The 25,752-nt window shown below is 63.3% G+C and carries 24 protein-coding genes; 16 read left to right on the top strand and 8 right to left on the bottom strand.

Annotated elements, in window-relative coordinates; genetic code table 11:
- Positions 1–394: 394 nt before the first annotated feature.
- The 5 genes from CAG44_RS20075 to dksA form a co-directional block, all read right to left on the bottom strand.
- Entirely contained in the window at positions 395–1,837 is a 1,443-nt protein-coding gene (locus CAG44_RS20075) for a sigma-54 dependent transcriptional regulator (protein ID WP_013974271.1), read from the bottom strand.
- A 4-nt stretch (positions 1,838–1,841) separates the two neighbouring features.
- Complete coding sequence (locus CAG44_RS20080; RefSeq protein ID WP_178076923.1) at positions 1,842–4,817, bottom strand: sensor histidine kinase; 2,976 nt, start codon at positions 4,815–4,817, stop codon at positions 1,842–1,844.
- Complete coding sequence (locus CAG44_RS28310; protein ID WP_003250005.1) at positions 4,801–4,977, bottom strand: hypothetical protein; 177 nt, start codon at positions 4,975–4,977, stop codon at positions 4,801–4,803. The genes CAG44_RS20080 and CAG44_RS28310 overlap by 17 nt, the downstream gene beginning before the upstream one ends.
- A 245-nt stretch (positions 4,978–5,222) precedes the next feature.
- Positions 5,223–6,110 (bottom strand): tRNA glutamyl-Q(34) synthetase GluQRS, encoded by an 888-nt coding sequence (gene gluQRS, locus CAG44_RS20085; protein ID WP_084785353.1) that lies wholly within the window; start codon positions 6,108–6,110, stop codon positions 5,223–5,225.
- Between the two features lie 64 nt (positions 6,111–6,174).
- Positions 6,175–6,618, bottom strand: coding sequence for an RNA polymerase-binding protein DksA (gene dksA, locus CAG44_RS20090; protein ID WP_025340685.1), 444 nt, complete (start codon positions 6,616–6,618; stop codon positions 6,175–6,177).
- Between the two features lie 210 nt (positions 6,619–6,828).
- Here dksA and CAG44_RS20095 point away from each other — a divergent pair, with 210 nt between their 5' ends.
- Together CAG44_RS20095 and sfsA are read left to right on the top strand one after the other, a co-directional pair.
- The gene (locus tag CAG44_RS20095) at positions 6,829–8,001 is read left to right on the top strand and encodes a pyridoxal phosphate-dependent aminotransferase (RefSeq protein WP_075046415.1); all 1,173 of its coding nucleotides are present in this window, start codon (positions 6,829–6,831) and stop codon (positions 7,999–8,001) included.
- Positions 8,001–8,714 carry a DNA/RNA nuclease SfsA gene (gene sfsA, locus CAG44_RS20100; RefSeq protein ID WP_085692854.1) on the top strand — a complete coding sequence of 238 codons (714 nt, stop codon included), beginning with the start codon at positions 8,001–8,003 and terminating at the stop codon, positions 8,712–8,714. Before CAG44_RS20095 ends, sfsA begins: the two co-directional genes overlap by 1 nt.
- Here the strand turns inward: sfsA and CAG44_RS20105 are convergent.
- On the bottom strand, positions 8,704–9,021 hold the full coding sequence (locus CAG44_RS20105; RefSeq protein ID WP_025340682.1) for a Rieske (2Fe-2S) protein: 318 nt from the start codon (positions 9,019–9,021) through the stop codon (positions 8,704–8,706). The two genes, sfsA and CAG44_RS20105, sit on opposite strands and share 11 nt — an antisense overlap.
- 148 nt (positions 9,022–9,169) lie before the next feature.
- On the opposite strand from CAG44_RS20105, the gene CAG44_RS20110 reads away from it, so the two are divergent.
- The 4 genes from CAG44_RS20110 to CAG44_RS20125 all read left to right on the top strand — a co-directional run bounded on the left by CAG44_RS20110 (position 9,170) and on the right by CAG44_RS20125 (position 12,939).
- Positions 9,170–10,054 carry a hemin ABC transporter substrate-binding protein gene (locus CAG44_RS20110; protein ID WP_085692855.1) on the top strand — a complete coding sequence of 295 codons (885 nt, stop codon included), beginning with the start codon at positions 9,170–9,172 and terminating at the stop codon, positions 10,052–10,054.
- 50 nt (positions 10,055–10,104) lie between these two features.
- Positions 10,105–11,088, top strand: coding sequence for an iron ABC transporter permease (locus tag CAG44_RS20115; RefSeq protein ID WP_162276790.1), 984 nt, complete (start codon positions 10,105–10,107; stop codon positions 11,086–11,088).
- Positions 11,088–11,855, top strand: coding sequence for a heme ABC transporter ATP-binding protein (locus tag CAG44_RS20120; RefSeq protein WP_085692856.1), 768 nt, complete (start codon positions 11,088–11,090; stop codon positions 11,853–11,855). The genes CAG44_RS20115 and CAG44_RS20120 overlap by 1 nt, the downstream gene beginning before the upstream one ends.
- Before the next feature lie 202 nt (positions 11,856–12,057).
- Entirely contained in the window at positions 12,058–12,939 is an 882-nt protein-coding gene (locus CAG44_RS20125) for a ChaN family lipoprotein (protein WP_085692864.1), read from the top strand.
- A 179-nt stretch (positions 12,940–13,118) separates the two neighbouring features.
- Here the strand turns inward: CAG44_RS20125 and CAG44_RS20130 are convergent, their stop codons facing one another.
- On the bottom strand, positions 13,119–13,397 hold the full coding sequence (locus CAG44_RS20130; protein WP_013974260.1) for a TfoX/Sxy family protein: 279 nt from the start codon (positions 13,395–13,397) through the stop codon (positions 13,119–13,121).
- Between the two features lie 240 nt (positions 13,398–13,637).
- A complete protein-coding gene (locus CAG44_RS20135) occupies positions 13,638–15,200 on the bottom strand; it encodes a bifunctional aminoglycoside phosphotransferase/ATP-binding protein (RefSeq protein ID WP_085692857.1) in 1,563 nt (520 codons plus the stop codon).
- Positions 15,201–15,316: 116 nt separating this feature from the next.
- Here CAG44_RS20135 and mrcB point away from each other — a divergent pair, with 116 nt between their 5' ends.
- The 10 genes from mrcB to CAG44_RS29040 form a co-directional block, all read left to right on the top strand.
- A complete protein-coding gene (mrcB, locus tag CAG44_RS20140; RefSeq protein ID WP_085591736.1) occupies positions 15,317–17,638 on the top strand; it encodes a penicillin-binding protein 1B in 2,322 nt (773 codons plus the stop codon).
- Positions 17,639–17,653: 15 nt separating this feature from the next.
- The gene (locus CAG44_RS20145; RefSeq protein ID WP_085692858.1) at positions 17,654–18,472 is read left to right on the top strand and encodes a M48 family metallopeptidase; all 819 of its coding nucleotides are present in this window, start codon (positions 17,654–17,656) and stop codon (positions 18,470–18,472) included.
- Positions 18,472–18,804, top strand: coding sequence for a YqcC family protein (locus CAG44_RS20150; RefSeq protein ID WP_025340674.1), 333 nt, complete (start codon positions 18,472–18,474; stop codon positions 18,802–18,804). Before CAG44_RS20145 ends, CAG44_RS20150 begins: the two co-directional genes overlap by 1 nt.
- Positions 18,805–19,212: 408 nt before the next feature.
- Entirely contained in the window at positions 19,213–20,937 is a 1,725-nt protein-coding gene (locus CAG44_RS20155) for an acetolactate synthase 3 large subunit (protein ID WP_015271834.1), read from the top strand.
- A 1-nt stretch (position 20,938) separates the two neighbouring features.
- The gene (gene ilvN / locus CAG44_RS20160) at positions 20,939–21,430 is read left to right on the top strand and encodes an acetolactate synthase small subunit (RefSeq protein WP_003250040.1); all 492 of its coding nucleotides are present in this window, start codon (positions 20,939–20,941) and stop codon (positions 21,428–21,430) included.
- Between the two features lie 55 nt (positions 21,431–21,485).
- Positions 21,486–22,502, top strand: a complete 1,017-nt coding sequence (gene ilvC, locus CAG44_RS20165; RefSeq protein WP_085692859.1) for a ketol-acid reductoisomerase — start codon at positions 21,486–21,488, stop codon at positions 22,500–22,502.
- Between the two features lie 150 nt (positions 22,503–22,652).
- On the top strand, positions 22,653–23,504 hold the full coding sequence (gene pssA, locus CAG44_RS20170) for a CDP-diacylglycerol--serine O-phosphatidyltransferase (protein ID WP_003250045.1): 852 nt from the start codon (positions 22,653–22,655) through the stop codon (positions 23,502–23,504).
- A 79-nt stretch (positions 23,505–23,583) separates the two neighbouring features.
- A complete protein-coding gene (gene msrP / locus CAG44_RS20175; protein ID WP_085692860.1) occupies positions 23,584–24,597 on the top strand; it encodes a protein-methionine-sulfoxide reductase catalytic subunit MsrP in 1,014 nt (337 codons plus the stop codon).
- The gene (msrQ, locus tag CAG44_RS20180) at positions 24,597–25,193 is read left to right on the top strand and encodes a protein-methionine-sulfoxide reductase heme-binding subunit MsrQ (protein WP_085692861.1); all 597 of its coding nucleotides are present in this window, start codon (positions 24,597–24,599) and stop codon (positions 25,191–25,193) included. The genes msrP and msrQ overlap by 1 nt, the downstream gene beginning before the upstream one ends.
- 330 nt (positions 25,194–25,523) lie before the next feature.
- Positions 25,524–25,752, top strand: a 229-nt coding sequence (locus CAG44_RS29040; protein WP_218191924.1) for a hypothetical protein, incomplete at its 3' end; no start/stop codon positions are given.

Consider the following 25,752-nt stretch of genomic DNA (forward strand, 5'->3'; position numbering starts at 1 on the left):
GTTTCGTCTTGTTCTTATTCTGAGTTGCAGTGCTTGTTATTGTTCTTGTACCAGACATATAGCAGGTGCCGTGCCAACTTTTGCAAACCCAGTAAAATCAAGGGGTTGGAGGTGGCGAGCAGTTTTTCAGCGGTCGAAAATGTCGAAATTTCGTTACCGTACGCCTCGGGAACTGTTACGGCGGAAAGCTTGGGTAACAGATTTTTGCGGGGGCTGTTGTGTTACCTGGGGTGTGTGCGCTGGCTTTGCCGGCCCTTTCGCGGGCTCGCCCGCTCCCACAGGGGTTGCACCACCCTTTAGGGCAGTGAAATTCCTGTGGGAGCGGGCGTGCCTGCGAAGAGGACGGAGAGGTTGTAGATAGGGGCAGGAGGAGCCTCCCGCCCAGGCAGCGCGCTTACTCGCTGGTAGCGTTGCTCTTGCGCCGCGGGATACCCAGGCGCTGGCGGCGCTCCCACAGGCACTTGCGGCTGACCCCGAGCTTGCGGGCCAGTTCGGTCTCGGTCATGTGGTCCTGGTGCTCGAGCACGAAGTGCTGGAAGTAGTCTTCCAGCGACAGGTCCTCGGTCGGCTCATGGCTGGCATTCGCCGAACTGGCCACGACCAGGGCGTTGTCGAGGATTTCGTCCTCCTCCAGGTCACCCAGCTCGATGTCGATGCCCAGCAGGTCGGCGGAAATTTCTGCGCTCTCGCTGAGGATCACCGCACGCTCAACGGCGTTTTCCAGCTCTCGCACGTTACCCGGCCAGCTGTAGTGACGAATGGCCTGCTCGGCTTCGGCCGAGAAGTGCAGGTCGTCGCGGCCGATGCGCGCGCTCTGGCGGGCGAGGAAGGCGCTGGCGATCTCGTTGACGTCGCTGCCGCGCTCGCGCAGGGCAGGCAGTTTCAGGGCGATCACGTGCAGGCGGTAATACAGGTCTTCACGGAACTGGCCGGCCTTGGCCAGGTTCTTCAGGTCGCGGTGGGTCGCGGCGATCAGGCGTACATCGACCTTTTGCGACTGTACCGAACCCACCCGGCGAATCTCGCCTTCCTGCAGCACGCGCAGCAGGCGGGCCTGGGCTTCCAGCGGCAGTTCGCCGATTTCGTCGAGGAACAGGGTACCCCCATCGGCAGCTTCCACCAGGCCAGCGCGCCCGGCGCTGGCGCCGGTGAACGCGCCTTTCTCGTGGCCGAACAGCTCGGACTCGATCAGTGTCTCGGGGATGGCTGCGCAGTTCACCGAAATCATTGGTGCCTTGGCCCGACGCGACAGATTGTGCAGGGCGCGTGCGACCAGCTCTTTACCGGTGCCCGACTCGCCCTGGATCAGCACGTTGGAGTCGGTGGGCGCGACCTTGCGGATCTTGCTGTACATGTCCTGCATTGGCGGGCACGAGCCGATGATGCCGATTTCGCCATTGGCGGCTGCCGCGCTGCCTTTGTCGGCCGGGGCGGCCTTGCCATTGGTGGCGCGTGGCTCGGCCGCCGGTGCGGCAGCCGGGGCGTTCTGCCGGTCGCGCAGGATACGCGCCACCGCTTGCAGCATCTCGTCGTGGTCGAAGGGCTTGGCGATGTAGTCCACCGCGCCCATTTTCATCGAGTCTACCGCCGAGCGCAGGCTGGCGTAGCTGGTCATGATCAGCACCGGGGTGCCCTGGCCGAGCTTGATCAGTTCGGTGCCGGGCGCGCCTGGCAGGCGCAGGTCGCTGACGATCAGGTCGAAGGTGGCAATGCTGAAGCGTTCCTGGGCTTCCTGCACCGAGCCGGCTTCGCTGACCTGGTACTGGTTCCGTTCGAGCAGGCGACGCAAGGCCGAGCGGATGATGGTTTCGTCTTCGACGATCAGAATGTGCGGCATTGATTCAATTCTCTCGACGGTCTCGAATTTCAGGGGACGTCGCTACGACATGCCGGGGCAGGGTCACGCGGATCCGGGTGCCACGTTGCCGTTCGATATCGGCCGGGCTGTCGATGGTGATTTGCCCATAATGCTCTTCCACGATGGAATAGACCAGAGCGAGCCCCAGTCCGGTGCCTTCGCCCGGGTCCTTGGTGGTGAAGAAGGGTTCGAACAGGCGGTCCATGATGTTCTTCGGGATCCCGCTGCCCTCATCCTCGACGATCAGGTCGACGGTGTGCTCGCTGACTTCGCTGCGCACGCGCACGGCGCTGCCGGGAGGCGAGGCGTCGCGGGCGTTGGAGAGCAGGTTGATCAGCACCTGGGCCAGGCGCTGCGGGTCCCCTTCGGCCCAGTGCTCCGGGTCGCAGAGGTTGAAGAACTGTACTTCGAAATTGCGCCGGTTCAACGCCAGCAGACCGATGGCGTCCTGCGCCACTTCGGCCAGGCATACCGGCTCTTCGCTGTTCTGGTGGCTGCCGCCGGCATGGGCGAAGCTCATCAGCGACTGGACGATGCGCGATACCCGCTTGGTCTGTTCGAGAATCTGGCTGGACAGCTCGATGATTTCGCCATCGCCCTCACGCTCCTCGCGCAGGTTCTGCGCCAGGCAGGCGATGCCGGTGATCGGGTTGCCGATCTCGTGCGCCACGCCGGCGGCCAGGCGGCCGATGCTGGCCAGGCGTTCGGAGTGCACCAGCTTGTCTTCCAGCGCCTGGGTTTCGGTAAGGTCCTCTACCAGCAGCACCAGTCCGCTGTTGCCCGGGGCCAGCGGCTCGTCGATGGCCGCCTTGTGCAGGTTCAGCCAGCGCGGCTGGCCGTCCAGCGCCAGGCGCTGCTTGTGCAAGTGCTCGTCGGGCACGTTGATGAAGCCTTGCAGCAGGCCGCGCCAGGGTTCGCTGATGGTGACCAGGCGCGAGCCGACCACGTGCTTGGCAGCGATGCCGGTGAGCTCTTCCATGGCCTTGTTCCACATCAGGATTTCCTGGTCCTTGGCCAGCGAGCAGACGCCCATGGGCAGTTCCTGCAGGGTCTGGCGGTGGTAGCGGCGCAGGGCGTCGAGCTCGGCGGCCAGGCCGGTCAGGCGCGAGTGGTAGTCTTCCAGGCGGCTTTCGATGAAGTGGATGTCCTCGGTCACGTAGTTCTCGTTACCGGACTTGTACGGCAGGAAGGTCTCGACCATGTCCTGGGCCACGCTCGGCCCCATCAGGCCGGACAGGTTGGCCTCGATACGGTCGCGCAGGCGGCGCAAGGCATAGGGGCGGCGCTCGTCGAATGGCAGGTAAAGGTCGCGCAGGGCCTGTTCCACTTCCTTCTGTGCGGCCTTGGCGCCCAGCGGCTTGGCCAGTTGGGTGGCGAACTCCTGTGGCGAGGCGGCGTGCAGTTCGCGGCGTTGCGGGCGGCGCACGTTGTCCACCGCGCAGGCTTCAGCGGCGCTGACCTCTTCGTTGCTGGCGTTGGTGAACAGCGAGATCAGGGTGAACAACAGCACGTTGGCCGCCAGCGAGGCGATGGCCGCCATGTGCCAGCTGGTGTCGTCCAGCACGTAGATCATGTCCAGCAGCGGGATGTAGAAGCCCTGCAGGTTGCCCAGCAGTGGCAGCAGCATGGTCACCATCCACACCAGGGTGCCGGCCAGCAGGCCGGCGATGAAGCCACGGCGGTTGGCAGTCGGCCAGTACAGTACCGACAGCACGCCCGGCAGGAACTGCAACGTGGCCACGAAGGCGACGATGCCCAGGTTGGCCAGGCTCTGATGGTTGTTCTGGGTCAGGTAGAACATGAACCCGGCGGTGATGATGGCGACGATCAGCGCGCGGCGGGTCCATTTCAGCCAGCGGTAGATGTTGCCTTCGGCCGGCGGCTGGTACAGCGGCAGCACCAGGTGGTTGAGGGCCATGCCCGACAGCGCCAGGGTGGTGACGATGATCAACCCGCTGGCGGCCGACAAGCCGCCGACGTAGGCCAGCAGCGCCAGTGCCTGGTTGTTGGCGGCAAGCCCCAGGCCCAGGGTGAAGTACTCGGGGTTGGTGGTGGCGCCCAGGCGCAGGCCGGCCCACAGCACCAGCGGCACGGCCAGGCTCATCAGCAGCAGGAACAGCGGCAGGCCCCAGCTGGCGCTGACCAGCGAGCGCGGGTTGAGGTTTTCGGTGAAGGCCATGTGGTACATGTGCGGCATGACGATGGCCGAGGCGAAGAACACCAGCAGCAGGGTGCGCCATGGGCCTTCCTGCAGCGGCGTATGCAGAGCCGCCAGGGCGGTCTGGTTCTGCAGCAGCCACACTTCCAGTTCGTGCGGGCCGCCGAACACGCCATACAGGGCGTACAGGCCGATACCGCCCAGGGCCAGCAGCTTGATCACCGACTCGAAGGCGATGGCGAACACCAGCCCTTCGTGCTTTTCGCGTGTGGCGATGTGCCGCGAGCCGAAGAAGATGGTGAACAGGATGATCAGCGCACAGAAGGCGAAGGCCACCCGTGCCTTGACCGGTTCACCGGTGAGGATGCTGATCGAGTCGGCCACCGCCTGGATCTGCAGGGCCAGCAAGGGCAGCACGCCGATCAGCATGATGATGGTGGTCAGCGCCCCGGCCCAGGTGCTGCGGAAACGGAACGCCAGCAGGTCGGCCAGCGAGGACAGCTGGTAGGTACGGGTGATCTTGAGGATCGGGTAGAGCAGCACCGGCGCCAGCAGGAACGCACCGGACACCCCCAGGTAACAGGCAAGGAAGCCGTAGCCGTACTGGTAGGCCAGGCCCACCGAGCCATAGAAAGCCCAGGCACTGGCGTACACGCCCAGCGACAGGGTGTAGGTCAGCGGGTGGCGAATGATCGAGCGCGGGATCAACCCCCGCTCGCTGATCCAGGCCACGCCGAACAGCACCATGAGGTACGCGACGCTGATCAGGATCATCTGGGTCAGGCTAAAGCTCATCGGCATCTCGTTGGCTCTGCAGGATGAAGGTGACGACGATCAGGATCAGCCAGAGCAGGTAAGGGCGATACCAGGCTCCGGTCGGTTCGATCCACCAGTCCATGATGGCCGGGGAGAACAGGTAGATCCCCACGACCAGAAGCAGGACCAAACGATAGATGTACATGCTGGCCTCGATGGTTGGGCGCTGCGGGCTTGGACTTATTATTGGCGCAAATGGCTGGGCGGATGCTAGCGGGAATCCATAGTGTTCGCCAAGAGGTTGAATTTATTGGGCTTTTGTTTTTGAGGGGTGGGTTGCCTGTTCTCGCCCTATCGCCGGCAAGCCAGCTCCCACAGGATCACCACAGGATCTGAGTGCTGCGCTGTACCTGTGGGAGCTGGCTTGCCGGCGATAGGGCCGGTAATGTCTCAGCGCAAATCAGCCTCTGGCACCGTGGTCCGCTGTGCAATCGCCTCGGGCCGCCACTGCTTGCGAGCTACCGCCAATACCTCCGCCGGCGTTGCCAGCAACAACTCGGGGTCTGCTTCCTGCCCCAGCGCCCGCAACGCCCGCAGCAATAGCGGTGTCGCCTGGTCCGCCTGCAGCGGCGGCGAGCGGTACGACTTGCCCAGCTTGTGCCCGTCCGGCTGCACGATCAGCGGAATATGCAGGTAACGCGGCTGCGAAAAGCCCAGCAACTCTTGCAGGTACAGCTGGCGCGGGGTGTTGTCGAGCAGGTCGGCGCCACGCACGATGTCGGTAACACCTTGCCAGGCATCGTCCAGTACCACCGCCAGCTGGTAGGCATACAGCCCGTCGCGGCGCTGGATGACGAAATCGCCCACTTCACGCCCCAGGTGCTGCTGGAACTCGCCCTGCACGCGGTCGGTAAAGCGGTAGATCAGCTCTGGCACGCGCAGGCGGATCGCCGCGCCTTCCCGAGCATGCCCGGCGTTGCGGCAAAGGCCCGGGTAGATGCCGTTGTAACCCTCAAGCTGCTTGCGCGAGCAGGTGCAGGCGTAGGCCAGGCCCATGTTGAACAGGCGGTCGACCACCGCGGCATAGGCATCGTGCCGCTGGCTCTGGAACACCACTTCGCCGTCCCACTCCAGGCCGTAGCGCTCCAGGGTCTGCAGGATGGCATCGCGAGCACCGGGCATTTCCCGAGGCGGGTCGGTGTCTTCCATGCGCAGCAGCCAGCGGCCGTTCACGGCGCGGGCATCGAGCCAGGAGGCGAGGGCTGCGACCAGCGAGCCGAAGTGCAGGAAGCCGCTGGGGGTGGGGGCGAAACGCCCGATGTAGCTTGATTCGGTCATGGTCAGGCTGGGCATATAAATGAAACGGGGCGCATGATGCGCCCCGTTCAGGTGGAAAGAAAGATCAGCCTTTGCCGACCGTCTTTTCCTTTTTCTCGGCGATTTCCTTGCAGTCGAAGCACAGGTCGGCAGTAGGGCGGGCCTCCAGGCGACGCAGGCCGATCTCGATGCCGCACGATTCGCACCAGCCGTACTCGTCGGCCTTGATCTTGTCGAGGGTCTTGTCGATTTTCTTGATCAGCTTGCGCTCGCGATCGCGGTTGCGCAGCTCCAGGGCGAATTCTTCTTCCTGGCTGGCACGGTCGGCCGGGTCGGGGAAGTTGGCTGCCTCGTCCTTCATGTGGTCCACAGTGCGGTCGACACTGTTCATCAGCTCTTGCTTCCAGGCGCCGAGAAGCTTGGTGAAGTGCTTTTTCATGGGCTCGCCCATGTACTCTTCACCCTTGGTTTCTACGTAGGGCTCGACACCGTACATGGTCTGGGCTTTTTGCTTTTCTACGGTGGACATGAATAGACCGCCTCTCACTCATCTGATCCAATGCGCAGGCTGCTCCATCTCCGGCACCCGCCGGCCCTGCGACTGCGAGCCGCCGAACTTACCAGATAGATCGGGGGTGCGCTACCCCGCCCGATCCTGGTAATTGACAGCGGCGCGAGCCGCACGTTCGGTGGCGTGCAGAGGTAGAATCTCCAGTTTAGACCCAATTGAGAGAAGGTCATGGCCCACCCCTACAGTGCGCGCAGCCGCGCCATCGAACCCTTCCACGTCATGGCGCTGCTGGCCCGGGCCAACGAGCTGCAGGCGGCCGGGCACGACGTGATCCACCTGGAAATCGGCGAGCCGGACTTCACCACGGCCGCGCCCATCGTTGCCGCCGGCCAGGCAGCATTGGCCGCCGGGCACACCCGCTACACCGCCGCACGCGGCCTGCCGGCACTGCGCGAAGCCATTGCCGGGTTCTATGGCCAGCGTTACGGCCTGAGTGTCGACCCTGAACGCATCCTCATCACCCCGGGTGGCTCCGGTGCGTTGCTGCTGGCCAGCAGCTTGCTGGTAGACCCAGGCAAGCACTGGCTGCTGGCCGACCCAGGCTACCCGTGCAACCGCCACTTCCTGCGCCTGGTCGAGGGCGGGGCGCAGCTGGTGCCGGTGGGCCCGGACGTGAATTACCAGCTGACCGCCGACCTTGTCGACCGCTACTGGGACAAGGACACGGTTGGAGCCCTGGTCGCCTCGCCGGCCAACCCGACCGGCACCGTGCTGGGGCGTGACGAGCTGGCCGGCCTGTCTCGCGCCACCCGCGAACGGCATGGCCACCTGGTGGTGGACGAGATCTACCACGGGCTGACCTATGGCATGGACGCACCCAGCGTGCTGGAAGTGGACGACTCGGCATTCGTCCTGAATAGTTTTTCCAAGTATTTCGGCATGACCGGTTGGCGCCTCGGCTGGCTGGTGGCGCCTCCTGGCGCGGTGGCCGACCTGGAGAAGCTGGCACAAAACCTGTACATCAGTGCGCCAAGCATGGCCCAGCATGCCGCGCTGGCGTGTTTCCAGCCCGAGACCCTGGCCATTTTCGAGGAGCGCCGCGCCGAGTTCGCCCGCCGCCGCGACTACCTGTTGCCTGCCCTGCGCGAACTGGGCTTCCGCATTGCCGTCGAGCCGCAGGGGGCGTTCTACCTGTATGCCGACATCAGTGCCTTTGGCGGTGACGCGTTCGCCTTCTGCCGGCACTTCCTGGAGACCGAGCACCTGGCCTTCACCCCGGGCCTGGACTTCGGCCGTCACCTGGCCGGCCACCATGTGCGCTTTGCCTACACCCAAAGCCTGCCGCGCCTGGAAGAGGCGGTACAACGGATTGCCCGCGGCCTGCGGAGTTGGCAAGGCTGATGCAATTCCATCCCCCACTCGAACAGGGCCGCCTGCTGCGCCGCTACAAACGCTTTCTGGCGGATATCGAACTGCCCGGCGGCGAACAACTGACCATCCACTGCCCCAACACCGGCTCCATGCTCAACTGCATGCGAGAAGGCGGGCAGGTGTGGTTCAGCCGCTCCAACGACCCCAAGCGCAAGCTCCCGGGCACCTGGGAAATCAGCGAAACCCCGCAGGGGCGGCTGGCCTGTGTGAATACCGGGCGGGCCAATACGCTGGTCGAAGAGGCCCTGCGTGCCGGCATCATCGCCGAACTGGCCGGCTTCAGTGCTCTAAGGCGTGAAGTGGCCTACGGCGAGGAAGGCAGCCGCATCGACTTTCGCCTGGAATTCGACGGTGCCCCGGCCTATGTCGAGGTCAAGAGCGTGACCCTGGGCTACCCAGACAGCACGGTCGCGGCCTTCCCTGATGCGGTGACCCAGCGCGGTGCCAAACACCTGCGCGAGCTGGCGAAGCTGGCCAGGCAGGGCGTGCGGGCGGTGCAGCTGTATTGCGTGAACCTGACCGGTATCGATGCGGTGCGCCCGGCCGAGGAAATCGATGCGGCCTATGCCCAGGCCCTGCGCGCGGCGGTGGCGAACGGGGTGGAGGTGCTGGCCTACGGCACGCGCCTGGACGCCGAAGGCATCGTCATCGACCGCCGCCTGCCGGTGCTGCTTACCCCTTGAACCAGATGCCCTGGCTGTCCTCGTGGCAGCCCAGGGCCTGCAGTTGCTCGCCCTCGCACGGCCCGGCCACGCATTCGCCGCTTTCGATCAGGAACAGCGCGCCATGATGGGCGCAGTGAATCAGGCTGGCGCTGTCATCGAGAAACGCATCTTCCGCCCAGTTCAGCGGGATGCTGCGGTGCGGGCAACGGTTGCGGTAGAGGTACACCTGGCCCTGGCGGCGTACGCCGAACAGTTCGATGCCGTCTACGCTGAAGGCGCGGCTTTGGCCTTCGGCCAGGCCGTGGGAGGTACAAAGGAAGTGCATGGCAAGGACGACTCGTGAAACAGGTGGTGGCTTGACGCATCAATGCGAATAATTATCAAATTGCCCGCATTCGCTGCGCCCGGCTGCTTATGGTGCGCAGTTCTGTCGCCCGCCACAAGGCGCGCGGCCCGCCTGCAGAAGGAACCCGATGATGCGCCGTCCCGTCGCCTTGCTCGCCCTGTGCGCGAGCCTTGTGCTCTCCACCCAGGCCCCGGCGGCCGAGCTGCCGCAGCGTTGGGTCAGCGCTGGTGGGGCACTGAGCGAATGGATCAGCGCGCTGGGTGGTGAAGCGCGGTTGGTGGGTGTGGACACCACCAGCCAGCATCCGCCATCGCTGAAGTCACTGCCCAGTGTCGGCTACCAGCGGCAGCTGTCTGCGGAAGGCATTCTCAGCCTGCGCCCGGATGTGCTGGTGGGCACCGAGGAAATGGGGCCGCCACCGGTACTGGCGCAAATCCGCAAGGCTGGCGTGCGGGTCGAACTGTTCTCCAGCAAGGCCGAACTGGCGGCGGTGGATGAAAACCTCAAGCACCTGGGGCAGTTGCTGGGCGCAGAACAGCAGGCCGCGGTCTTGGCGTCGGGCTACCACCAGCAGCTCGATGCCTTGCAGGCCAAGGTCAGGCAGGCCCGGGCGGAGCAGAAGGCGCCAGGGGTGTTGCTGCTGGTCGGGCATGCCGGGGCCAAGCCGCTGATCGCCGGGCAGGGTACTGCCGGTGACTGGCTGCTGAGCCAGGCAGGCGGGCGCAACCTGGCAGAACATCAGGGCTACAAGAATTTCTCCAGCGAAGCACTGGCGGCGCTGGACCCGGATGTGATCGTGTTTTCCGACCGGGCGCTGGCCGATGAGCAGGCCTTGCAGGCGTTGCTGAAAGAAAACCCCGCGCTGGCGGCCTCGCGCGCCGTGCGCGAGAAACGCCTGGTATCGCTTGACCCGACGCTGTTGGTCGGCGGGCTCGGGCCACGCCTGCCGGCAACACTGCAGTTGCTTGCGGCCACCTTCTATCCGGCTGCCAAGGCCAGCCTCGCCCTATGAAGCAACGTGTCCAGCCACGCACGCTGTTCGTTTGCCTGAGTCTGTTGTGCCTGCTGGCGGTGTGGTTGTCTTTGGCCCTGGGGCCGGTCAGCCTGCCGCTGTTCGATACCCTGCGTGCCGGCCTGCGCCTGCTGGGGCTGCCCATTGCCGCTGATGGCCTGCAGCAGGCCGAGATGATCCTCGGCCAGATCCGCCTGCCACGCACCTTGCTGGGGTTGGCGGTGGGCGCGGTGCTGGCGTTGTCCGGTGTGGCCATGCAGGGGCTGTTCCGTAACCCACTGGCCGACCCCGGGCTGGTAGGGGTTGCCGCCGGTGCGGCGGTGGGCGCGGCGGTGGCCATCGTTGGCGGCAGTTGGCTGGGCGGCATGCCGGATGTGCTTGCCCCTTACCTGTTGTCGCTGTGTGCTTTCATCGGTGGGCTGGGCGTGACTGCGCTGGTCTATCGTCTGGGGCGGCGCGACGGCCAGACCAACGTCGCCACGATGCTGCTGGCCGGTGTGGCCATGACCGCGCTGGGTGGTGCTGCCGTGGGGCTGTTCTCCTACCTGGCCGACGACGCCACGCTGCGCACGCTGACGTTCTGGAACCTGGGCAGCCTCAATGGTGCCAGTTACCAGCGGCTGTGGCCGTTGCTGCTGGTGGCTGCGGGCGTGGCTGTGTGGCTGCCACGCCGGGCCAAGGCGTTGAATGCCATGCTGCTGGGTGAGTCGGAGGCGCGCCACCTGGGCATCGATGTGGAGCGGCTCAAGCGCGAGCTGGTGTTCTGCACGGCGCTGGGCGTGGGTGCGGCGGTGGCGGCTGCCGGGTTGATCGGTTTCATCGGCCTGGTGGTACCGCACCTGGTGCGCTTGCTGGCCGGGCCTGATCACCGTGTGGTGCTGCCAGCTTCCTTGTTGGCGGGCGGTGTGCTGATGCTGTTCGCCGATTTGGCGGCGCGGCTGCTGCTGGCGCCTGCCGAGCTGCCGATCGGCATCGTCACGGCCTTTATCGGTGCACCGTTTTTCCTGTTCCTGCTGATACGAGGGCGCAGCTGATGTTGCAAGCCGAGGGCCTGTACTTGCGGCGGGGCAGCAACGAAGTGCTGCATGACATTCATTTGCAGCTGAGCCCGGGGCAGGTGGTGGGCGTGCTCGGCCCCAACGGTGCCGGCAAGAGCAGCCTGCTGGGTGTACTGTGTGGTGAGCTGGCGCCCGATCGCGGATGGGTGACGCTACAGGGCAGGCCGCTGGCCAACTGGGCCGGGCAGGAACGGGCCAGGCGCCTGGCGGTGTTGCCGCAGGTGTCCAGCCTGGGGTTCTCGTTCCGGGTCGAGGAAGTGGTGGGCATGGGGCGCATGCCCCATGGCACCGGGCAGCGGCGCGATGCGGAAATCGTCGAAGCGGCCTTGCAGGCGGCGGATGCCTGGCACCTGGTGGAGCGCAGTTACCTGGCGTTGTCTGGCGGCGAGCGGCAACGGGTGCATCTGGCTCGGGTGCTGGCGCAGCTGTGGCCGGGCGAGGCGGGTACCACGCTGCTGCTCGACGAGCCAACCTCGATGCTCGACCCGCTGCACCAGCACACCACCCTGGAAGCCGTGCGCCGCTTTGCCGACCGTGGCGCCGCGGTGCTGGTGATCCTGCATGACCTGAACCTGGCGGCGCGCTACTGTGACCGTATCCTGCTGCTGGAGCAGGGGCGCTGCCATGCCTTTGCCGCACCCGAAGCAGTGCTGACGCCGGCGGCGTTGAAGGCGGTATACGGGATCGATGTACTGGTACAGGCGCACCCGGAGCGTGGGCATCCGCTGATCATCACCCGTTGATGTGGGGATTCAAGACGCCGAGGCGTGCGCGATTTTTGTGGGAGCGGCCTTGTGTCGCGAAAGGGCCGCAAAGCGGTCCCGGATTTTCAGCAGTGATGCACAAATTGCTGGGGCTGCTCCGCAGCCCTTTCGCGACACAAGGCCGCTCCCACAAGAGCCGGTGCAGGCCTATACATTGTTGAATGACATGGAGGTACTGCCCATGCGACATCCGCTGCTGTCCGCTTTCTCGCTGTGCCTGGTGCTGGTATTGGGTGGCTGCCAGGCCAGCCTGCCGCCGCTGCCCGCCTGGCAGAGCAGTGAGGGGCGCAGCCATGCCGAGCTGGGGCATATCGTCGATCTTGCCAATGGCCAGCTGATCAGCCCTGAGCAACTGGTGCAGCGCCTGTCTGCCGCCCCCCGGGTGCTGGTCGGCGAGAAGCACGACAACCCCGACCATCACGCACTGCAGCTGTGGCTGCTGCGCGCCCTGCAAGGCCAACGTGCGCAGGGCAGCCTGCTGCTGGAAATGCTGCAACCCGAGCAGCAACCGCTGCTGGACAAGCTCGCGGGGCAACCTTTGCCGGCAGACCTGCCCAAGGCCCTGGCTTGGCAGGAAGGCTGGGATTGGCAGCTGTACGGGCCGATCGTGACTGAGGCTTTGCAGCAGCGGGTGCCTGTGCTGGCCGCCAACCTCTCGCCCGGCGAGATGCGCCAGGCCTATCGGCAGCCAGCTCCGTTGCCGGGCGATAGGTCCAATGCGCCGACGGTCAAGGCCGCCTTGCTGGAGCATGTGCGTGCCGGGCATTGCGGGATGCTGCCAGAAAGCCAGTTGCCGGCGATGCTGGCCGTGCAGCAGCAGCGCGACCGGCGCATGGCCGAGCGCTTGCTGGCGGCGCCGCAGCCGGCACTGCTGCTGGCCGGGGCTTATCACGTGCGCAAGGACCTGGGTGTGCCGTTGCACCTGGCTGACCTGCAAGCGCAGGGGGAGAGCAAGGTACTGCTGTTGGCAGAGGTCGGTGAGCAGGTCGAGGCAGGCGAGGCTGATTTTGTGTGGTACACGGCAGCGATGCCGGAGCAGGACTATTGCGCGCAGCTGCGGTGACAGGGCTGCAAAGAGGCAAAAAAAGACCCGGCAAATTGCCGGGTCAATAACCGTGATTAGCCTGATGAGGAGATAATCTGAGAGTCCGAACCAGGGGCTCTTAGCTTATCCAACCAGTCTCGCGACCAGTTGTGATAATCATAACGATTCTCATTTCGTCGTCAATCCCCTTCCCGAAATTATTTCTGATTTTTTTGCGCAGGGCTTTTCGCATCCAGTTGTTGGTTGAGCGCTTCTTTACGCTCCAGCGGCAAATCGTTCCAGTGCATGTCCAGCAGGGCGCCTTCAATGGCATACAACAGCACCTTCGATGCGCGGAACCCTCGTGTCTTCACGGCCTGGTACGCACCCACCGCGCCCAGGCGGCGCAGATCCGATGCACTGTGGATGCCGGCTGCATGCAGCCACTGCGCAGAGGTCTTGCCAAGGTTCTTCAGATGCTGCAATTCATCGTTCATCGAGCCTCCTTGCGATGGCTGAACGGGGATTGGGGGATAAATCGCGAGCAGGTCAGAGAGGAGTGTAGCGGGGGATGGGAAATGCGCGGCCTTTTGCCATAGGGGGCGACGAGATGTCCTGCACTGGCCTCTTCGCGGGCTTGCCTGCTCCCACAAGGTTATCTGCAAGCCTCACGACTGACGCAGTACCTGTGGGAGCGGGCAAGCCCGCGAAGAGGCCGGCCCAGGAAAACGCTGACCTTACAGCCCAGGCAAGCGCTGGCGAATCTGCTCGATCACTTGGTCCATGCTCCCGGCACTCTGGGTATCGACGCGGGTGCTCTGCACCAGCTCTTGTGCACTCAGCGGCTCACGGCTGGCCTGCTGGGCCTTGACCACTTCCAGGGTGGCATCTGACGGGTCGGTGTTTTCTGCCCGGCGCTGCTCCAGCCAGCTGGCGATGACCGCATCTGGCGCATGGCAGTCGAGGATCAGGAATGGCACGCCGGTCTGGCTGGCGATGTCCGCCGCGGCCTGGCGCTGATCACGCTTGAGGTAGGTGGCATCCAGCACCACCGGGAAGCCGGCTCGCAGCACGGTCGCCGCCACCTCGTGCAGGCGCTGGTAGGTCGCGACACTGGCGTCCTGGTCATAGATGCCGGTACTCAGCTGGCCAGCGTCAGCCTGCTGCTGTTCGCCGAACAGGCGTTTGCGTTCCACATCCGAACGCACGCGGACGGCACCCAGGGCCTCGACCATGCGCATGGCCACGTGGCTTTTGCCCACTGCCGAAACACCGTGGGTAATGGCCAGCAGGCGCGACGGGATGGCGCTGTAGCTTTCTGCCAGGTTGGCATAGTTGCGGTAGGTGCGCAGGGTGGTGGCGCGCTGCACGCCATCGGCATCGGCTGGCATGCTGAACAGTGCAACCTTGGCCCGCACCAGCGCGCGGTAGGCTTTGTAGAAGTTGAGCAGTTCCAGGCCTTCGTAGTCGCCGGTCAGTTCCAGGTACTGGCTGATGAAGCGTCGGGCCAGGCATTTCAGGCCGCGGTCTTCCAGGTCCATGGCCAGGAAGCCGGTGTCGGCATACACGTCGGTCAGGCGGAACGGTTCGTTGAACTCGATGCAGTCGAAGATCACCACCTTGCCGTCGATCAGGGTGGCGTTGCCCAGGTGGATGTCACCGTGGCATTCACGGATGAAACCATTGGCCTTGCGCTTTTCCAGCAGGCCATGCAGGCGCTCGAAGCTGCTGCGTGCCCAGGCCTGCAGGGCGTCGAGTTGCTGCAGGTCGGCCTTGTCGCTGAGGAACGGGCGAATCTGCTCGAAGTTCTGTTCCACCGGCGCCATCACGCTGTCCGGCGTGCCGAGCGGGTGCTCCACCGGAACGCGTGGGGCCTGCAGGTGGAACTCGGCGATCTGCCGGGCCATCTGGTCGATGTGCGCGGCGTTCAGTTCGCCATTGGCCTGCAGGGTGTTGAGCATCTGCCCCTGGGGGAACTGGCGCATCTTCAGCACGTACTCGATGGCTTCGCCTTCACCACCGATCTGCGGCGCGTCGACGCTACCGGTGATCGGCAACACTTCCAGGTACAGGCCGTCGGTCAGGCGCTGGTTCAGGCGCAATTCTTCGTTACAGAAATGCTGGCGCTGGTCCAGGCCGGTGAAGTCGAGGAAGCCGAAGTTCATCGGCTTCTTGATCTTGTAGGCATACTCGCCAGTGAGCAGGACCCAGGAGATATGCGTCTCGATGAGCTGGAACCCATCCACGGGGTGAGGGTACAGGGCGGGGTTCTGCAACGCAGTGATAAGGGCTTGGCTCACGGGAAATCCTTCCGGGGGCAGGGAATTCGAATGCGCCATTATGGTCAATGGTGCCGTCCCTGCCTACCGCCGGGGGCGTCTGCCCAGCCTTTATAAAGTGCGTATAATCCGCCGCCATGACCCGAACCCGAAATCCCCGTACCCCTCAGAAACGCCCGACCGGCCGCTCCCGCGCCTGGCTGGGCTGGGCTTTGAAGCTCAGCCTGGTCGGCCTGGTGATCGTTGCCGGCTTCGCGGTTTACCTCGATGCCGTCGTCCAGGAAAAGTTTTCCGGCAAGCGCTGGACCATCCCGGCCAAGGTGTATGCCCGGCCGCTGGAGCTGTTCTCCGGCCAGAAGCTGAGCAAGAACGACTTCCTCACCGAGCTGGACGCGCTCGGCTACCGGCGTGAAAGCGCGGCCAACGGCCCGGGCGCGGCGGCAGTCAACGGCAACACCGTCGAGCTCAATACCCGTGGCTTCCAGTTCTACGAGGGCATGGAGCCGGCGCAGTTCGTGCGTGTGCGCTTCTCCGGCGATTACGTGGCGGGCCTTTCCGGCGCCAACGGCAAGACGCTCGACGTAGTGCGCCTGGAGCCGCTGATGATCGGCGGCATCTACCCGAAAAACCTCGAAGACCGCATCCTGATCAAGATCGACCAGGTACCGCCGTACCTGCTCGAAACCCTGGTGGCGACGGAAGACCGCGATTTCTACAGCCACTTCGGGGTGTCGCCCAAGTCCATCGCCCGGGCCATGTGGGTCAACACCTCGGCAGGTTCCATGCGCCAGGGTGGCAGTACCCTGACCCAGCAGCTGGTGAAGAATTTCTACCTCACCAGCGAGCGCAGCCTCAGCCGCAAGCTGACCGAGGCGATGATGGCCGTACTGCTGGAGCTGCACTACGACAAGCGCGAGATCCTCGAGGCCTACCTCAACGAGGTGTTCGTCGGCCAGGATGGCCAGCGTGCGGTGCACGGCTTCGGCCTCGCCAGCCAGTTCTTCTTCAGCCAACCGCTGTCGGAGCTGAAACTGCACCAGATCGCCTTGCTGGTGGGCATGGTCAAGGGGCCGTCCTACTACAACCCGCGTCGCTATCCGGACCGCGCCCTGGCCCGCCGCAACCTGGTGCTCGACCTGGTGGCCGAGCAGGGCGTGGCCAGCCAGGCAGAAGTCGATGCAGCGAAGAAGATGCCGCTGGGCGTGACCAAGCGCGGCAGCCTGGCCGACAGCTCGTTCCCGGCGTTCCTCGACCTGGTCAAGCGCCAGTTGCGCCAGGACTACCGCGATGAAGACTTGACCGAAGAAGGTCTGCGCATCTTCACCAGCTTCGACCCGATCCTGCAGATGAAGGCCGAAACCTCGATGAGCGAGACCTTCAAGCGCCTGGCGGGCCGCAAGGGGGCGGACGAGGTGGAGTCGGCGATGGTCGTGACCAACCCGGAAACCGGTGAAGTGCAGGCGCTGATCGGCAGCCGCCAGGCCGGTTTCGCCGGTTTCAACCGCGCCATCGATGCCGTGCGGCCGATCGGCTCGCTGGTCAAGCCGGCGGTTTACCTGACCGCGCTGGAGCAACCGACCAGGTACACCCTGACCAGCCTGGTTCAGGACGAGCCGTTCTCGGTCAAAGGTGCCGACGGCCAGGTCTGGCGCCCGCAAAACTACGACCGCCGCCCGCATGGCACCATCTACCTGTACCAGGGGCTGGCCAACTCCTACAACCTGTCGACTGCCAAGATCGGCCTGGATGTGGGCGTGCCCAACGTGATCAAGACCATTGGCAGGCTGGGTGTGAATGTCGACTGGCCAGCCTTCCCGGCCATGCTGCTGGGTGCCGGCGGCATGTCGCCGATGCAGGTCGCGACTATGTACCAGACCATCGCCAACGGCGGCTTCAATACCCCGATGCGCGGTATTCGCAGCGTGCTCACCGCCGAGGGCGAGCCGCTCAAACGCTACCCGTTCCAGATCCAGCAAACCTTCGACCCGGGGGCCATCTACCTGGTGCAGAACGCCATGCAGCGGGTGATGCGCGAAGGCACCGGCCGCTCGGTGTACAACACTTTGCCGCGCAATCTCACCCTGGCGGGCAAGACCGGTACCAGTAACGATTCGCGCGACAGCTGGTTCTCCGGTTTCAGCCAGGACCTGCTGGCCGTGGTATGGATGGGCCGTGACGATAACGGCAAAACGCCATTTACCGGTGCCACAGGTGCCCTGCAGGTGTGGACCAGCTTCATGAAGAAGGCCGACCCGCTGCCGCTGGACATGCCGCAACCGGACAACGTGGTGCAGGCCTGGATCGACCCGTACAGTGGCCATGGGTCTGATGGCAGCTGTCCGGGAGCGGTGCAGATGCCGTATATTCGCGGCAGTGAACCGCCCGCCGGCGCGACCTGTGGCGGCGAGCAGGATCCAGTTGAATCGGTCATGGACTGGGTCAAGGGCTGGATGAATTAAGCACAGGCTGCATTGATGAGGTGTGACGTGAACAAGTGGCTGTTTCCTGCCGTGACGGCGCTGGCTGTGCTCCAGGGGTGCGCCAGCGTCCCGCGCGGCAATATTCCGGTGGTCGACTCGAGCACCCGCGTGTCCAACAGCGAACGCGTGACGGCCAACCGCTCTGCGGGTGGCTACAACGCGGGCACCGCGCAGGCGCAAACGCTGCCTGAAGACTCCGGCGTCACCGTGATGATCCCGCAGGGCGCTGGCGCTTCGGGCATCCAGACGTTCCCGGCGGCCAATGGCGCGGCGCCGATCAGCACCTCGCCGATTACCCCGGGGCCGATCACCCCGGGCCCGATTACCACAGGGCCGGTCACTTCGGCACCGATGACCACCAACCCCAACCCGATCGCCGACGAACCCTTCGACATCGCGGCGATGAACAGTGCCCCGCAAACCACCAGCGCGCCAACCGGTATCCCGCGTAGCAGTGCCGCTGCAGGTGGCCTGTCGGCCGACGAGCAGCTGGACGGCCCGGTGCTGGCGCTGCTGACCACCGCGAAGACCCAGCAGGGCAGTGGCGACTTCAACGGTGCCGCCTCGAGCCTGGAGCGTGCCCAGCGCATTGCGCCGCGCGAGCCGCAGGTGCTGTACCGCCTGGCCCAGGTGCGCCTGTCGCAAGGTGATGCGCCGCAGGCCGAGCAACTGGCGCGTCGTGCCCTGACTTACGCCAATGGCCGCCCGAGCCTGCAGGCCGAGCTGTGGAACACCATCGCCCAGGCCCGCGAGAAGCAGGGTGATAGCGCCGGCGCCGCGCTGGCCCGGCAAAAGGCACAGGTCAATTCGTGATGATCGAGCAGCGCATTCTGGATATTGCCGACCACCTGCTGCTGATCGAGCGTGAGCTGCAGGTGCAAGGCTGGTGGGATGACGAGCCGCCAAGCGACGAGGCACTGGCCAGTACGGTGCCTTTCGCTGTCGATACCCTCAGTTTCGAGCAGTGGCTGCAATGGATCTTCCTGCCGCGAATGAAGATCATCATCGAGCTGGGCCACCCGTTGCCCAACGCCTCCGGCATCCTGGTCATGGCCGAAACCGTGTTTACCGACCGGCCAGAGCAAAGTCGTGAGCTACGCCGCCTGTTGGCAGCATTTGACCAATTGATTGCTCCTTCCGCCTGATTTCTTCAGTTTTTCCTTCAAGGGCCGCAGATTGTGGCCCTTTTTTGTGGAAATCTTATTTATTCTGCTGCTGAAGCGATTTTTAGTGGTGGCAGGAATTCATCTTGGGGAAAAATTGGCAATAATTTTTCTTGACTTGTTGGCGCCGAATCAGAAGAATCCAATCTCCGCTGTAGAGGGACTGCCAGAAGCAGACCCGCTAAGCAGATCATGAGGCGCACACCCGCGCCGACCTGTTACACCCCGCAACGCGTTACCTCGCGCTGGGTGGGAAAACCCCGCAACACTCTGGGGCGCTCCCAATACTTGCTCAGTCAGTGCTGACGTTCGCTCATGCTCTGCTTGGCAGTAAACCTATTAAGACCCGTCCAGTGAGGGCGGTATTCTGGCGTTTTAGAGGTGAACAACGTGGAGCTTTTATCTGGCGCTGAGATGGTCGTCCGCTTCTTGCGTGACGAAGGCGTTAAGCACATCTACGGGTACCCTGGTGGTGCTCTCCTGCATGTTTACGACGCGCTGTTCAAGGAACCGGAAGTCGAGCACATCCTGGTTCGTCATGAGCAGGCAGCTACCCATATGGCGGACGGTTATGCCCGCGCCACCGGCAAGGCCGGCGTGGTGCTGGTAACCTCCGGCCCGGGCGCGACCAATGCCATTACCGGTATTGCCACCGCCTACATGGACTCGATTCCGATGGTCATCCTGTCCGGCCAGGTGCCTAGCACCATGGTGGGTACCGATGCCTTCCAGGAAACCGACATGATCGGTATTTCGCGGCCGATCGTGAAGCACAGCTTCATGATCAAACATGCCAGCGAAATCCCCGAAGTTCTGAAAAAAGCATTCTACCTGGCGCAATCCGGTCGCCCAGGTCCGGTCGTGGTCGACATTCCAAAAGATATGACCAACCCGGCCGAGAAGTTCGAATACGTCTACCCGAAAAAGGTCAAGCTGCGCTCCTACAGCCCGGCGGTACGCGGCCACTCCGGCCAGATCCGCAAGGCTGCCGAGATGCTGCTGGCGGCCAAGCGCCCGATCGTCTACTCCGGTGGCGGCGTGATCCTCGGTGGTGGCTCCGAAGCCCTGACCGAAATCGCCAAGTCGCTGAACCTGCCGGTCACCAATACCCTGATGGGTCTGGGTGGCTTCCCGGGTACCGACCGCCAGTTCCTCGGCATGCTCGGCATGCACGGCAGCTTCACTGCCAACATGGCCATGCACCATGCCGACGTCATCTTCGCCGTCGGTGCCCGTTTTGACGACCGCGTGGTCAACGGCCCGGCCAAGTTCTGCCCGAACGCCAAGATCATCCATATCGACATCGACCCGGCGTCGATCTCCAAGATGATCAAGGCCGACGTGCCGATCGTCGGCCCGGTCGACAGCGTGCTCAGCGAAATGCTCGGCATCCTCAAGGAAATCGGCGAGCAGCCTGACAAGGCGGCGCTGGATGCCTGGTGGAAGCAGATCGACGAATGGCGTGGCAATGGCGAGCTGTTCCCTTACGACAAGGGTGACGGCAATGTCATCAAGCCGCAGAAAGTCATCGAGACCCTGTGCGAAGTGACCAATGGCGATGCCTTCGTCACCTCCGACGTGGGCCAGCACCAGATGTTCGCGGCGCAGTACTACCGCTTCAACAAGCCGAACCGCTGGATCAACTCCGGTGGCCTGGGCACCATGGGCTTCGGCTTCCCGGCGGCGATGGGCGTCAAGCTCAACTTCCCGGACCAGGACGTGGCCTGCGTGACCGGCGAAGGCAGCATCCAGATGAACATCCAGGAGCTGTCCACCTGCATGCAGTACGGCCTGCCGGTGAAGATCGTCAACCTGAACAACGGTGTGTTGGGCATGGTCCGCCAGTGGCAGGACATGGCCTACAACGGTCGTCACTCGCACTCGTACGTCGAGTCGCTGCCTGACTTCATCAAGCTGGCCGAGGCCTATGGCCATGTGGGTATCCGCATCACCAGCCTGAAGGACCTCAAGCCGAAGCTGGAAGAAGCGTTTGCGATGAAGGACCGCCTGGTGTTCATCGACATCGCGGTTGACCGCAGTGAGCACGTCTATCCGATGCAGATCAAGGATGGCTCGATGCGTGACATGTGGCTGAGCAAGACGGAGCGTACCTGATATGCGGCACATCATCTCCCTGCTGCTGGAAAACGAACCAGGTGCGTTGTCCCGCGTGGTCGGCCTGTTCTCCCAGCGTAACTACAACATTGAAAGCCTGACCGTGGCGCCGACCGAAGACCCGACCCTGTCGCGTCTGACGCTGACCACCGTTGGCCATGACGAAGTGATCGAACAGATCACCAAGAACCTGAACAAGCTGGTCGAAGTGGTCAAGCTCGTCGACCTGTCGGAAAGCGCTCACATCGAGCGTGAACTGATGCTGGTCAAGGTCAAGGCCACCGGTGCCCAGCGCGCCGAGATCAAGCGCACCACGGATATCTTCCGTGGCCAGATCGTCGATGTGACCGCCAGCGTGTACACCGTGCAGCTGAGCGGTACCAGCGACAAACTGGACAGCTTCATCCAGGCGATCGGCACTGCATCGATTCTCGAAACCGTGCGCAGCGGCGTTACCGGCATTGCCCGTGGCGACAAAGTGCTCAGCATCTAAATTCAAAAATTAGCGATGGCTCCGCAGGGGCCGAGATATAACCAGGGGTATTTTCATGAAAGTTTTCTACGATAAAGACTGCGACCTTTCCATCATCCAGGGTAAGAAAGTCGCCATCATCGGTTACGGTTCCCAGGGCCACGCTCAGGCGTGCAACCTGAAGGACTCCGGTGTAGATGTCACCATCGGTCTGCGTAAAGGTTCGGCCACCGTTGCCAAGGCAGAAGCCCATGGCCTGAAAGTGACCGACGTTGCCTCTGCCGTCGCTGCTGCCGACCTGGTCATGATCCTGACCCCGGACGAGTTCCAGGGCCAACTGTACAAGCAGGAAATCGAGCCGAACATCAGGAAGGGCGCTACCCTGGCCTTCTCCCATGGCTTCTCGATCCACTACAACCAGGTTGTTCCACGTGCCGACCTCGACGTGATCATGATCGCGCCGAAGGCCCCGGGCCACACCGTTCGCTCCGAGTTCGTCAAGGGCGGCGGTATCCCTGACCTGATCGCCATCTACCAGGACGCCTCCGGCAACGCCAAGAATGTTGCCCTGTCGTACGCTTCGGGCGTAGGCGGCGGCCGTACCGGCATCATCGAAACCACCTTCAAGGACGAGACCGAAACCGACCTGTTCGGTGAGCAGGCTGTTCTGTGCGGCGGTACCGTAGAGCTGGTCAAGGCCGGTTTCGAAACCCTGGTCGAAGCTGGCTACGCGCCGGAAATGGCCTACTTCGAGTGCCTGCACGAACTGAAGCTGATCGTTGACCTCATGTACGAAGGCGGCATCGCCAACATGAACTACTCGATCTCCAACAACGCCGAGTACGGTGAGTACGTAACCGGTCCGGAAGTCATCAACGAAGAATCCCGCAAGGCCATGCGCAACGCCCTGAAGCGCATCCAGGACGGCGAGTACGCGAAGATGTTCATCTCCGAAGGTGCTACCAACTACCCATCGATGACCGCCAAGCGCCGCAACAACGCCGCTCACGGCATCGAAATCATCGGCGAGCAACTGCGCTCGATGATGCCGTGGATCTCGGCTAACAAAATCGTCGACAAGACCAAGAACTAAGTCTTATCGAAAGATGAAAAACGCGGCTTCGGCCGCGTTTTTTCGTTCTGACAGTCAGCTTCTGGTATAAAGCAGACCAGTGGCCTGCCGTCAGAACCTGTTTTGCAGGCCCGTGTCGAACATTTTCCATCCTGTTGCAAGGTACCCTCCATGAGCGAACGTCCCGAAGAGCCGAACAAGCCCTCCGACGCCGAAAGCCTGCTACCTGTCGATGAGCACGTTGAAGAAGGGCATGACGCCGAAGGGCGCAAGGTGCGCCATCGTGGCATCTACCTGCTGCCCAACCTGTTTACCACCGCCAACCTGTTTGCCGGTTTCTATTCCATCATCAGCTCGATGAGCGCGCAGAGCGCCCTGAGCGCCGGTGACCCGCGCGAGGCGAGCAAGTACTTTGCCTTCGCTGCCATCGCCATCTTCGTGGCCATGGTGCTCGACGGCCTCGATGGCCGTGTCGCGCGCATGACCAACACCCAGAGCGCCTTTGGTGCCGAGTACGACTCGCTGTCGGACATGGTCGCCTTCGGTGTGGCTCCGGCCTTGCTGGCCTTTGGCTGGGCGCTGGGCGACATGGGCAAGGTCGGCTGGATGGTCGCCTTCATCTATGTGGCCGGTGCAGCACTGCGCCTGGCACGCTTCAATACCCAGGTCGGCACCGCCGACAAGCGCTACTTCATCGGCCTGGCCAGCCCGGCTGCCGCGGGCGTGGTCGCGGGTACCGTGTGGGCGTTCAGCGACTACGGCATCCAGGGCTCCAAGCTGTCGTTCCTGGTGGCGCTGCTGGTGGCTGCTGCCGGCATGCTGATGGTCAGCAACATCAAGTACAACAGCTTCAAGGAGCTGGACCTCAAGGGCCGTGTGCCGTTCGTGGCTATCCTGGCCGTGGTGCTGGTGTTTGCCGTGGTGTTCAGCGACCCGCCGCGTATCCTGCTGCTGATCTTCCTCGCCTATGCGGCTTCGGGGCCGATCCAGTTCCTGCTCAAGGCACGCCGTCGTAAAGCGTGACAATCATTTAATGCAGGAATAACCCGCCGGCTCCATAGTCTTACTGGTACATCCGTTATCCAGTGCTGTGGAGCCGCTCATGCTCATCAAGCTTCCCAGGTCTTCCGAGTGCAAGGCGTCGGAGATCACCCCCGAAGGCATCTACCTCTCCCGTCGTACCCTGCTGGGTGGCTCGTTGGCCGGCTTGGCCCTGGGTGCCTTGCCGAGCATGGCGCGCGCGGCTGAAGCCAGCCGTTACGCCGATGTCGAGGCGGGCAGGGCGCCTGGCTGGTTCAGTGAAAAGCTCGCGGCCACTCGATGGCAGGCAGTAACGGTCAAGGGTGAGTCAATCACGCCGTTCAAGGATGCCACCCACTACAACAACTTCTACGAGTTCGGGCCCGACAAGGGCGACCCGGCGGCCAATGGCGACAGCCTGAAAACCGAACCATGGAGCGTTGTGGTCGATGGCGAAGTGGGTAAGCCCGGGCGCTATGCACTGGAAGACTTCGTCAAACCGTACCAGCTTGAGGAGCGCATCTACCGGCTGCGTTGCGTGGAGGCGTGGTCGATGGTCATTCCGTGGCTGGGCTTCCCGTTGGCGCAGGTGCTCAAGCAGGTCGAGCCGACGTCCAAGGCGCGCTATGTGCGCTTCGAAACCCTGAAAGACCCGGAGCACATGCCGGGGCAGCGTTCGGGGTTCGCCTTGATCGACTGGCCTTATAGAGAAGGCTTGCGTCTGGATGAGGCGATGCATCCTTTGGCGATCCTGGCGGTCGGCATGTATGGCCGGGAGCTGCCCAACCAGAATGGCGCGCCGTTGCGGCTGGTGGTGCCGTGGAAGTATGGCTTCAAGAGCATCAAGTCGATCGTGCGTATCAGCCTGGTGGCCGAGCAACCGGGCACCACTTGGGAAGGGCTGGCGCCGGATGAATATGGGTTCTATGCCAATGTGAACCCGACGGTCGACCACCCTCGTTGGAGCCAGGCGCGTGAACGGCGGCTGCCCAGCGGGCTGTTCAGTCCCAATGTGCGGGAAACCCAGATGTTCAATGGCTATGCCGATGAAGTGGCGTCGCTGTATACCGGGCTTGATCTGCGGAAGAACTATTGATGCGTTACCCCTGGTTTCGTCTGGCCATCTTCATCGTGGGGTGCCTGTTCCCGGTCTGGTGGTTGTATGAGGCGGCGATGAATCTGCTAGGGCCTGACCCTGGAAAGATCATGATGGACCGGCTTGGGCTCGGGGCGCTGACCTTCCTGCTGGTTACCTTGGGCATGACGCCGCTGCAGAAGCTGACGGGATGGTCGGGCTGGATCGTGGTGCGCCGGCAACTGGGGTTATGGGTGTTCGCCTATATCGTGCTGCACATCCTGGCTTACCTGTTCTTTATCCTTGGGCTGGACTGGGGGCAGCTGGCGGTTGAGTTGCGCAAGCGGCCTTACATTATTGTGGGTGCGCTTGGGTTTCTTGGGCTGCTGGCCCTGGCGGTTACCTCGAATCGGTATAGCCAGCGGCGGTTGGGTGCGCGTTGGAAGAAGCTGCACCGGTTGGTGTACGTGATACTTGGGTTGGGGTTGCTGCATTTCTTGTGGATCGTGCGCTCGGATCTGCGGGAGTGGGCGATCTATGCGGTTATTGGGGCTGTGTTGATGGTGTTGCGGGTTCCTGCTGTTGCGCGGGTGCTGCCCAGGATTGGCCGGAGATAGGGTAGGGGGCAAGGGCCTGTCTTGAGATGGCATTGCCTTTGAAATGTGCCTGCCTTGAGTTTTCTGGCGCCTGTGAGATCGAGCGCCGCGCGGGCGGCGCTCGATCTCATAGGCGCAGAAGGTGTTGTGGCGAGCACCTGGTAGCCTTGATAAGGTCTTCGCCTGGAACATTTCAAATAAATGAAATTAAAGGTTGACGCCCTCTCGAATCCCCTTATAATGCGCCCCACTTCCAGCGACGCCGGAACGACAAACTCCTTGAGATTCAATGAGTTAGATAGTTGAGGCGAAGTTGAAAGGGCTACGATCGAATGATCGACAGCGGTTGAGATGATGGTTGACAGCGCTTCCAAACGCTGTATGATTCGCCTCCCGCTACGAGAGATCGCAGCGAGTCAAGTGTTTGAAGCTAAACGAGTTTCTCGCCAAAAACTTCAAAATAAACGCTTGACAGCAAATGAGGAAAGCGTAGAATGCGCGCCTCGGTTGAGACGAAAAGCTCTTAACCAAACGCTCTTTAACAAATCGAATCAAGCAATTCGTGTGGGTGCTTGTGAGT

The sequence above is a fragment of the Pseudomonas sp. B13(2017) genome (assembly GCF_002113245.1).
Lineage (GTDB): Bacteria > Pseudomonadota > Gammaproteobacteria > Pseudomonadales > Pseudomonadaceae > Aquipseudomonas > Aquipseudomonas putida_Z.

What these genes read in the sequence shown, in the direction of transcription:
- sfsA (WP_085692854.1), top strand. Translation starts at nt 8,001, where the DNA reads ATGCAATTCCATCCCCCACTCGAACAGGGCCGCCTGCTGCGCCGCTAC.
- dksA (WP_025340685.1), bottom strand. Translation starts at nt 6,618, where the DNA reads ATGTCCACCGTAGAAAAGCAAAAAGCCCAGACCATGTACGGTGTCGAG.
- CAG44_RS20150 (WP_025340674.1), top strand. Translation starts at nt 18,472, where the DNA reads ATGATCGAGCAGCGCATTCTGGATATTGCCGACCACCTGCTGCTGATC.
- CAG44_RS20125 (WP_085692864.1), top strand. Translation starts at nt 12,058, where the DNA reads ATGCGACATCCGCTGCTGTCCGCTTTCTCGCTGTGCCTGGTGCTGGTA.
- CAG44_RS20120 (WP_085692856.1), top strand. Translation starts at nt 11,088, where the DNA reads ATGTTGCAAGCCGAGGGCCTGTACTTGCGGCGGGGCAGCAACGAAGTG.
- CAG44_RS20105 (WP_025340682.1), bottom strand. Translation starts at nt 9,021, where the DNA reads ATGCACTTCCTTTGTACCTCCCACGGCCTGGCCGAAGGCCAAAGCCGC.
- CAG44_RS20080 (WP_178076923.1), bottom strand. Translation starts at nt 4,817, where the DNA reads ATGCCGATGAGCTTTAGCCTGACCCAGATGATCCTGATCAGCGTCGCG.
- msrP (WP_085692860.1), top strand. Translation starts at nt 23,584, where the DNA reads ATGCTCATCAAGCTTCCCAGGTCTTCCGAGTGCAAGGCGTCGGAGATC.
- CAG44_RS20130 (WP_013974260.1), bottom strand. Translation starts at nt 13,397, where the DNA reads ATGAACGATGAATTGCAGCATCTGAAGAACCTTGGCAAGACCTCTGCG.
- pssA (WP_003250045.1), top strand. Translation starts at nt 22,653, where the DNA reads ATGAGCGAACGTCCCGAAGAGCCGAACAAGCCCTCCGACGCCGAAAGC.
- CAG44_RS20145 (WP_085692858.1), top strand. Translation starts at nt 17,654, where the DNA reads ATGAGGTGTGACGTGAACAAGTGGCTGTTTCCTGCCGTGACGGCGCTG.
- mrcB (WP_085591736.1), top strand. Translation starts at nt 15,317, where the DNA reads ATGACCCGAACCCGAAATCCCCGTACCCCTCAGAAACGCCCGACCGGC.
- CAG44_RS20110 (WP_085692855.1), top strand. Translation starts at nt 9,170, where the DNA reads ATGATGCGCCGTCCCGTCGCCTTGCTCGCCCTGTGCGCGAGCCTTGTG.
- CAG44_RS20095 (WP_075046415.1), top strand. Translation starts at nt 6,829, where the DNA reads ATGGCCCACCCCTACAGTGCGCGCAGCCGCGCCATCGAACCCTTCCAC.
- CAG44_RS28310 (WP_003250005.1), bottom strand. Translation starts at nt 4,977, where the DNA reads ATGTACATCTATCGTTTGGTCCTGCTTCTGGTCGTGGGGATCTACCTG.
- msrQ (WP_085692861.1), top strand. Translation starts at nt 24,597, where the DNA reads ATGCGTTACCCCTGGTTTCGTCTGGCCATCTTCATCGTGGGGTGCCTG.
- ilvC (WP_085692859.1), top strand. Translation starts at nt 21,486, where the DNA reads ATGAAAGTTTTCTACGATAAAGACTGCGACCTTTCCATCATCCAGGGT.
- gluQRS (WP_084785353.1), bottom strand. Translation starts at nt 6,110, where the DNA reads ATGACCGAATCAAGCTACATCGGGCGTTTCGCCCCCACCCCCAGCGGC.
- CAG44_RS20075 (WP_013974271.1), bottom strand. Translation starts at nt 1,837, where the DNA reads ATGCCGCACATTCTGATCGTCGAAGACGAAACCATCATCCGCTCGGCC.
- ilvN (WP_003250040.1), top strand. Translation starts at nt 20,939, where the DNA reads ATGCGGCACATCATCTCCCTGCTGCTGGAAAACGAACCAGGTGCGTTG.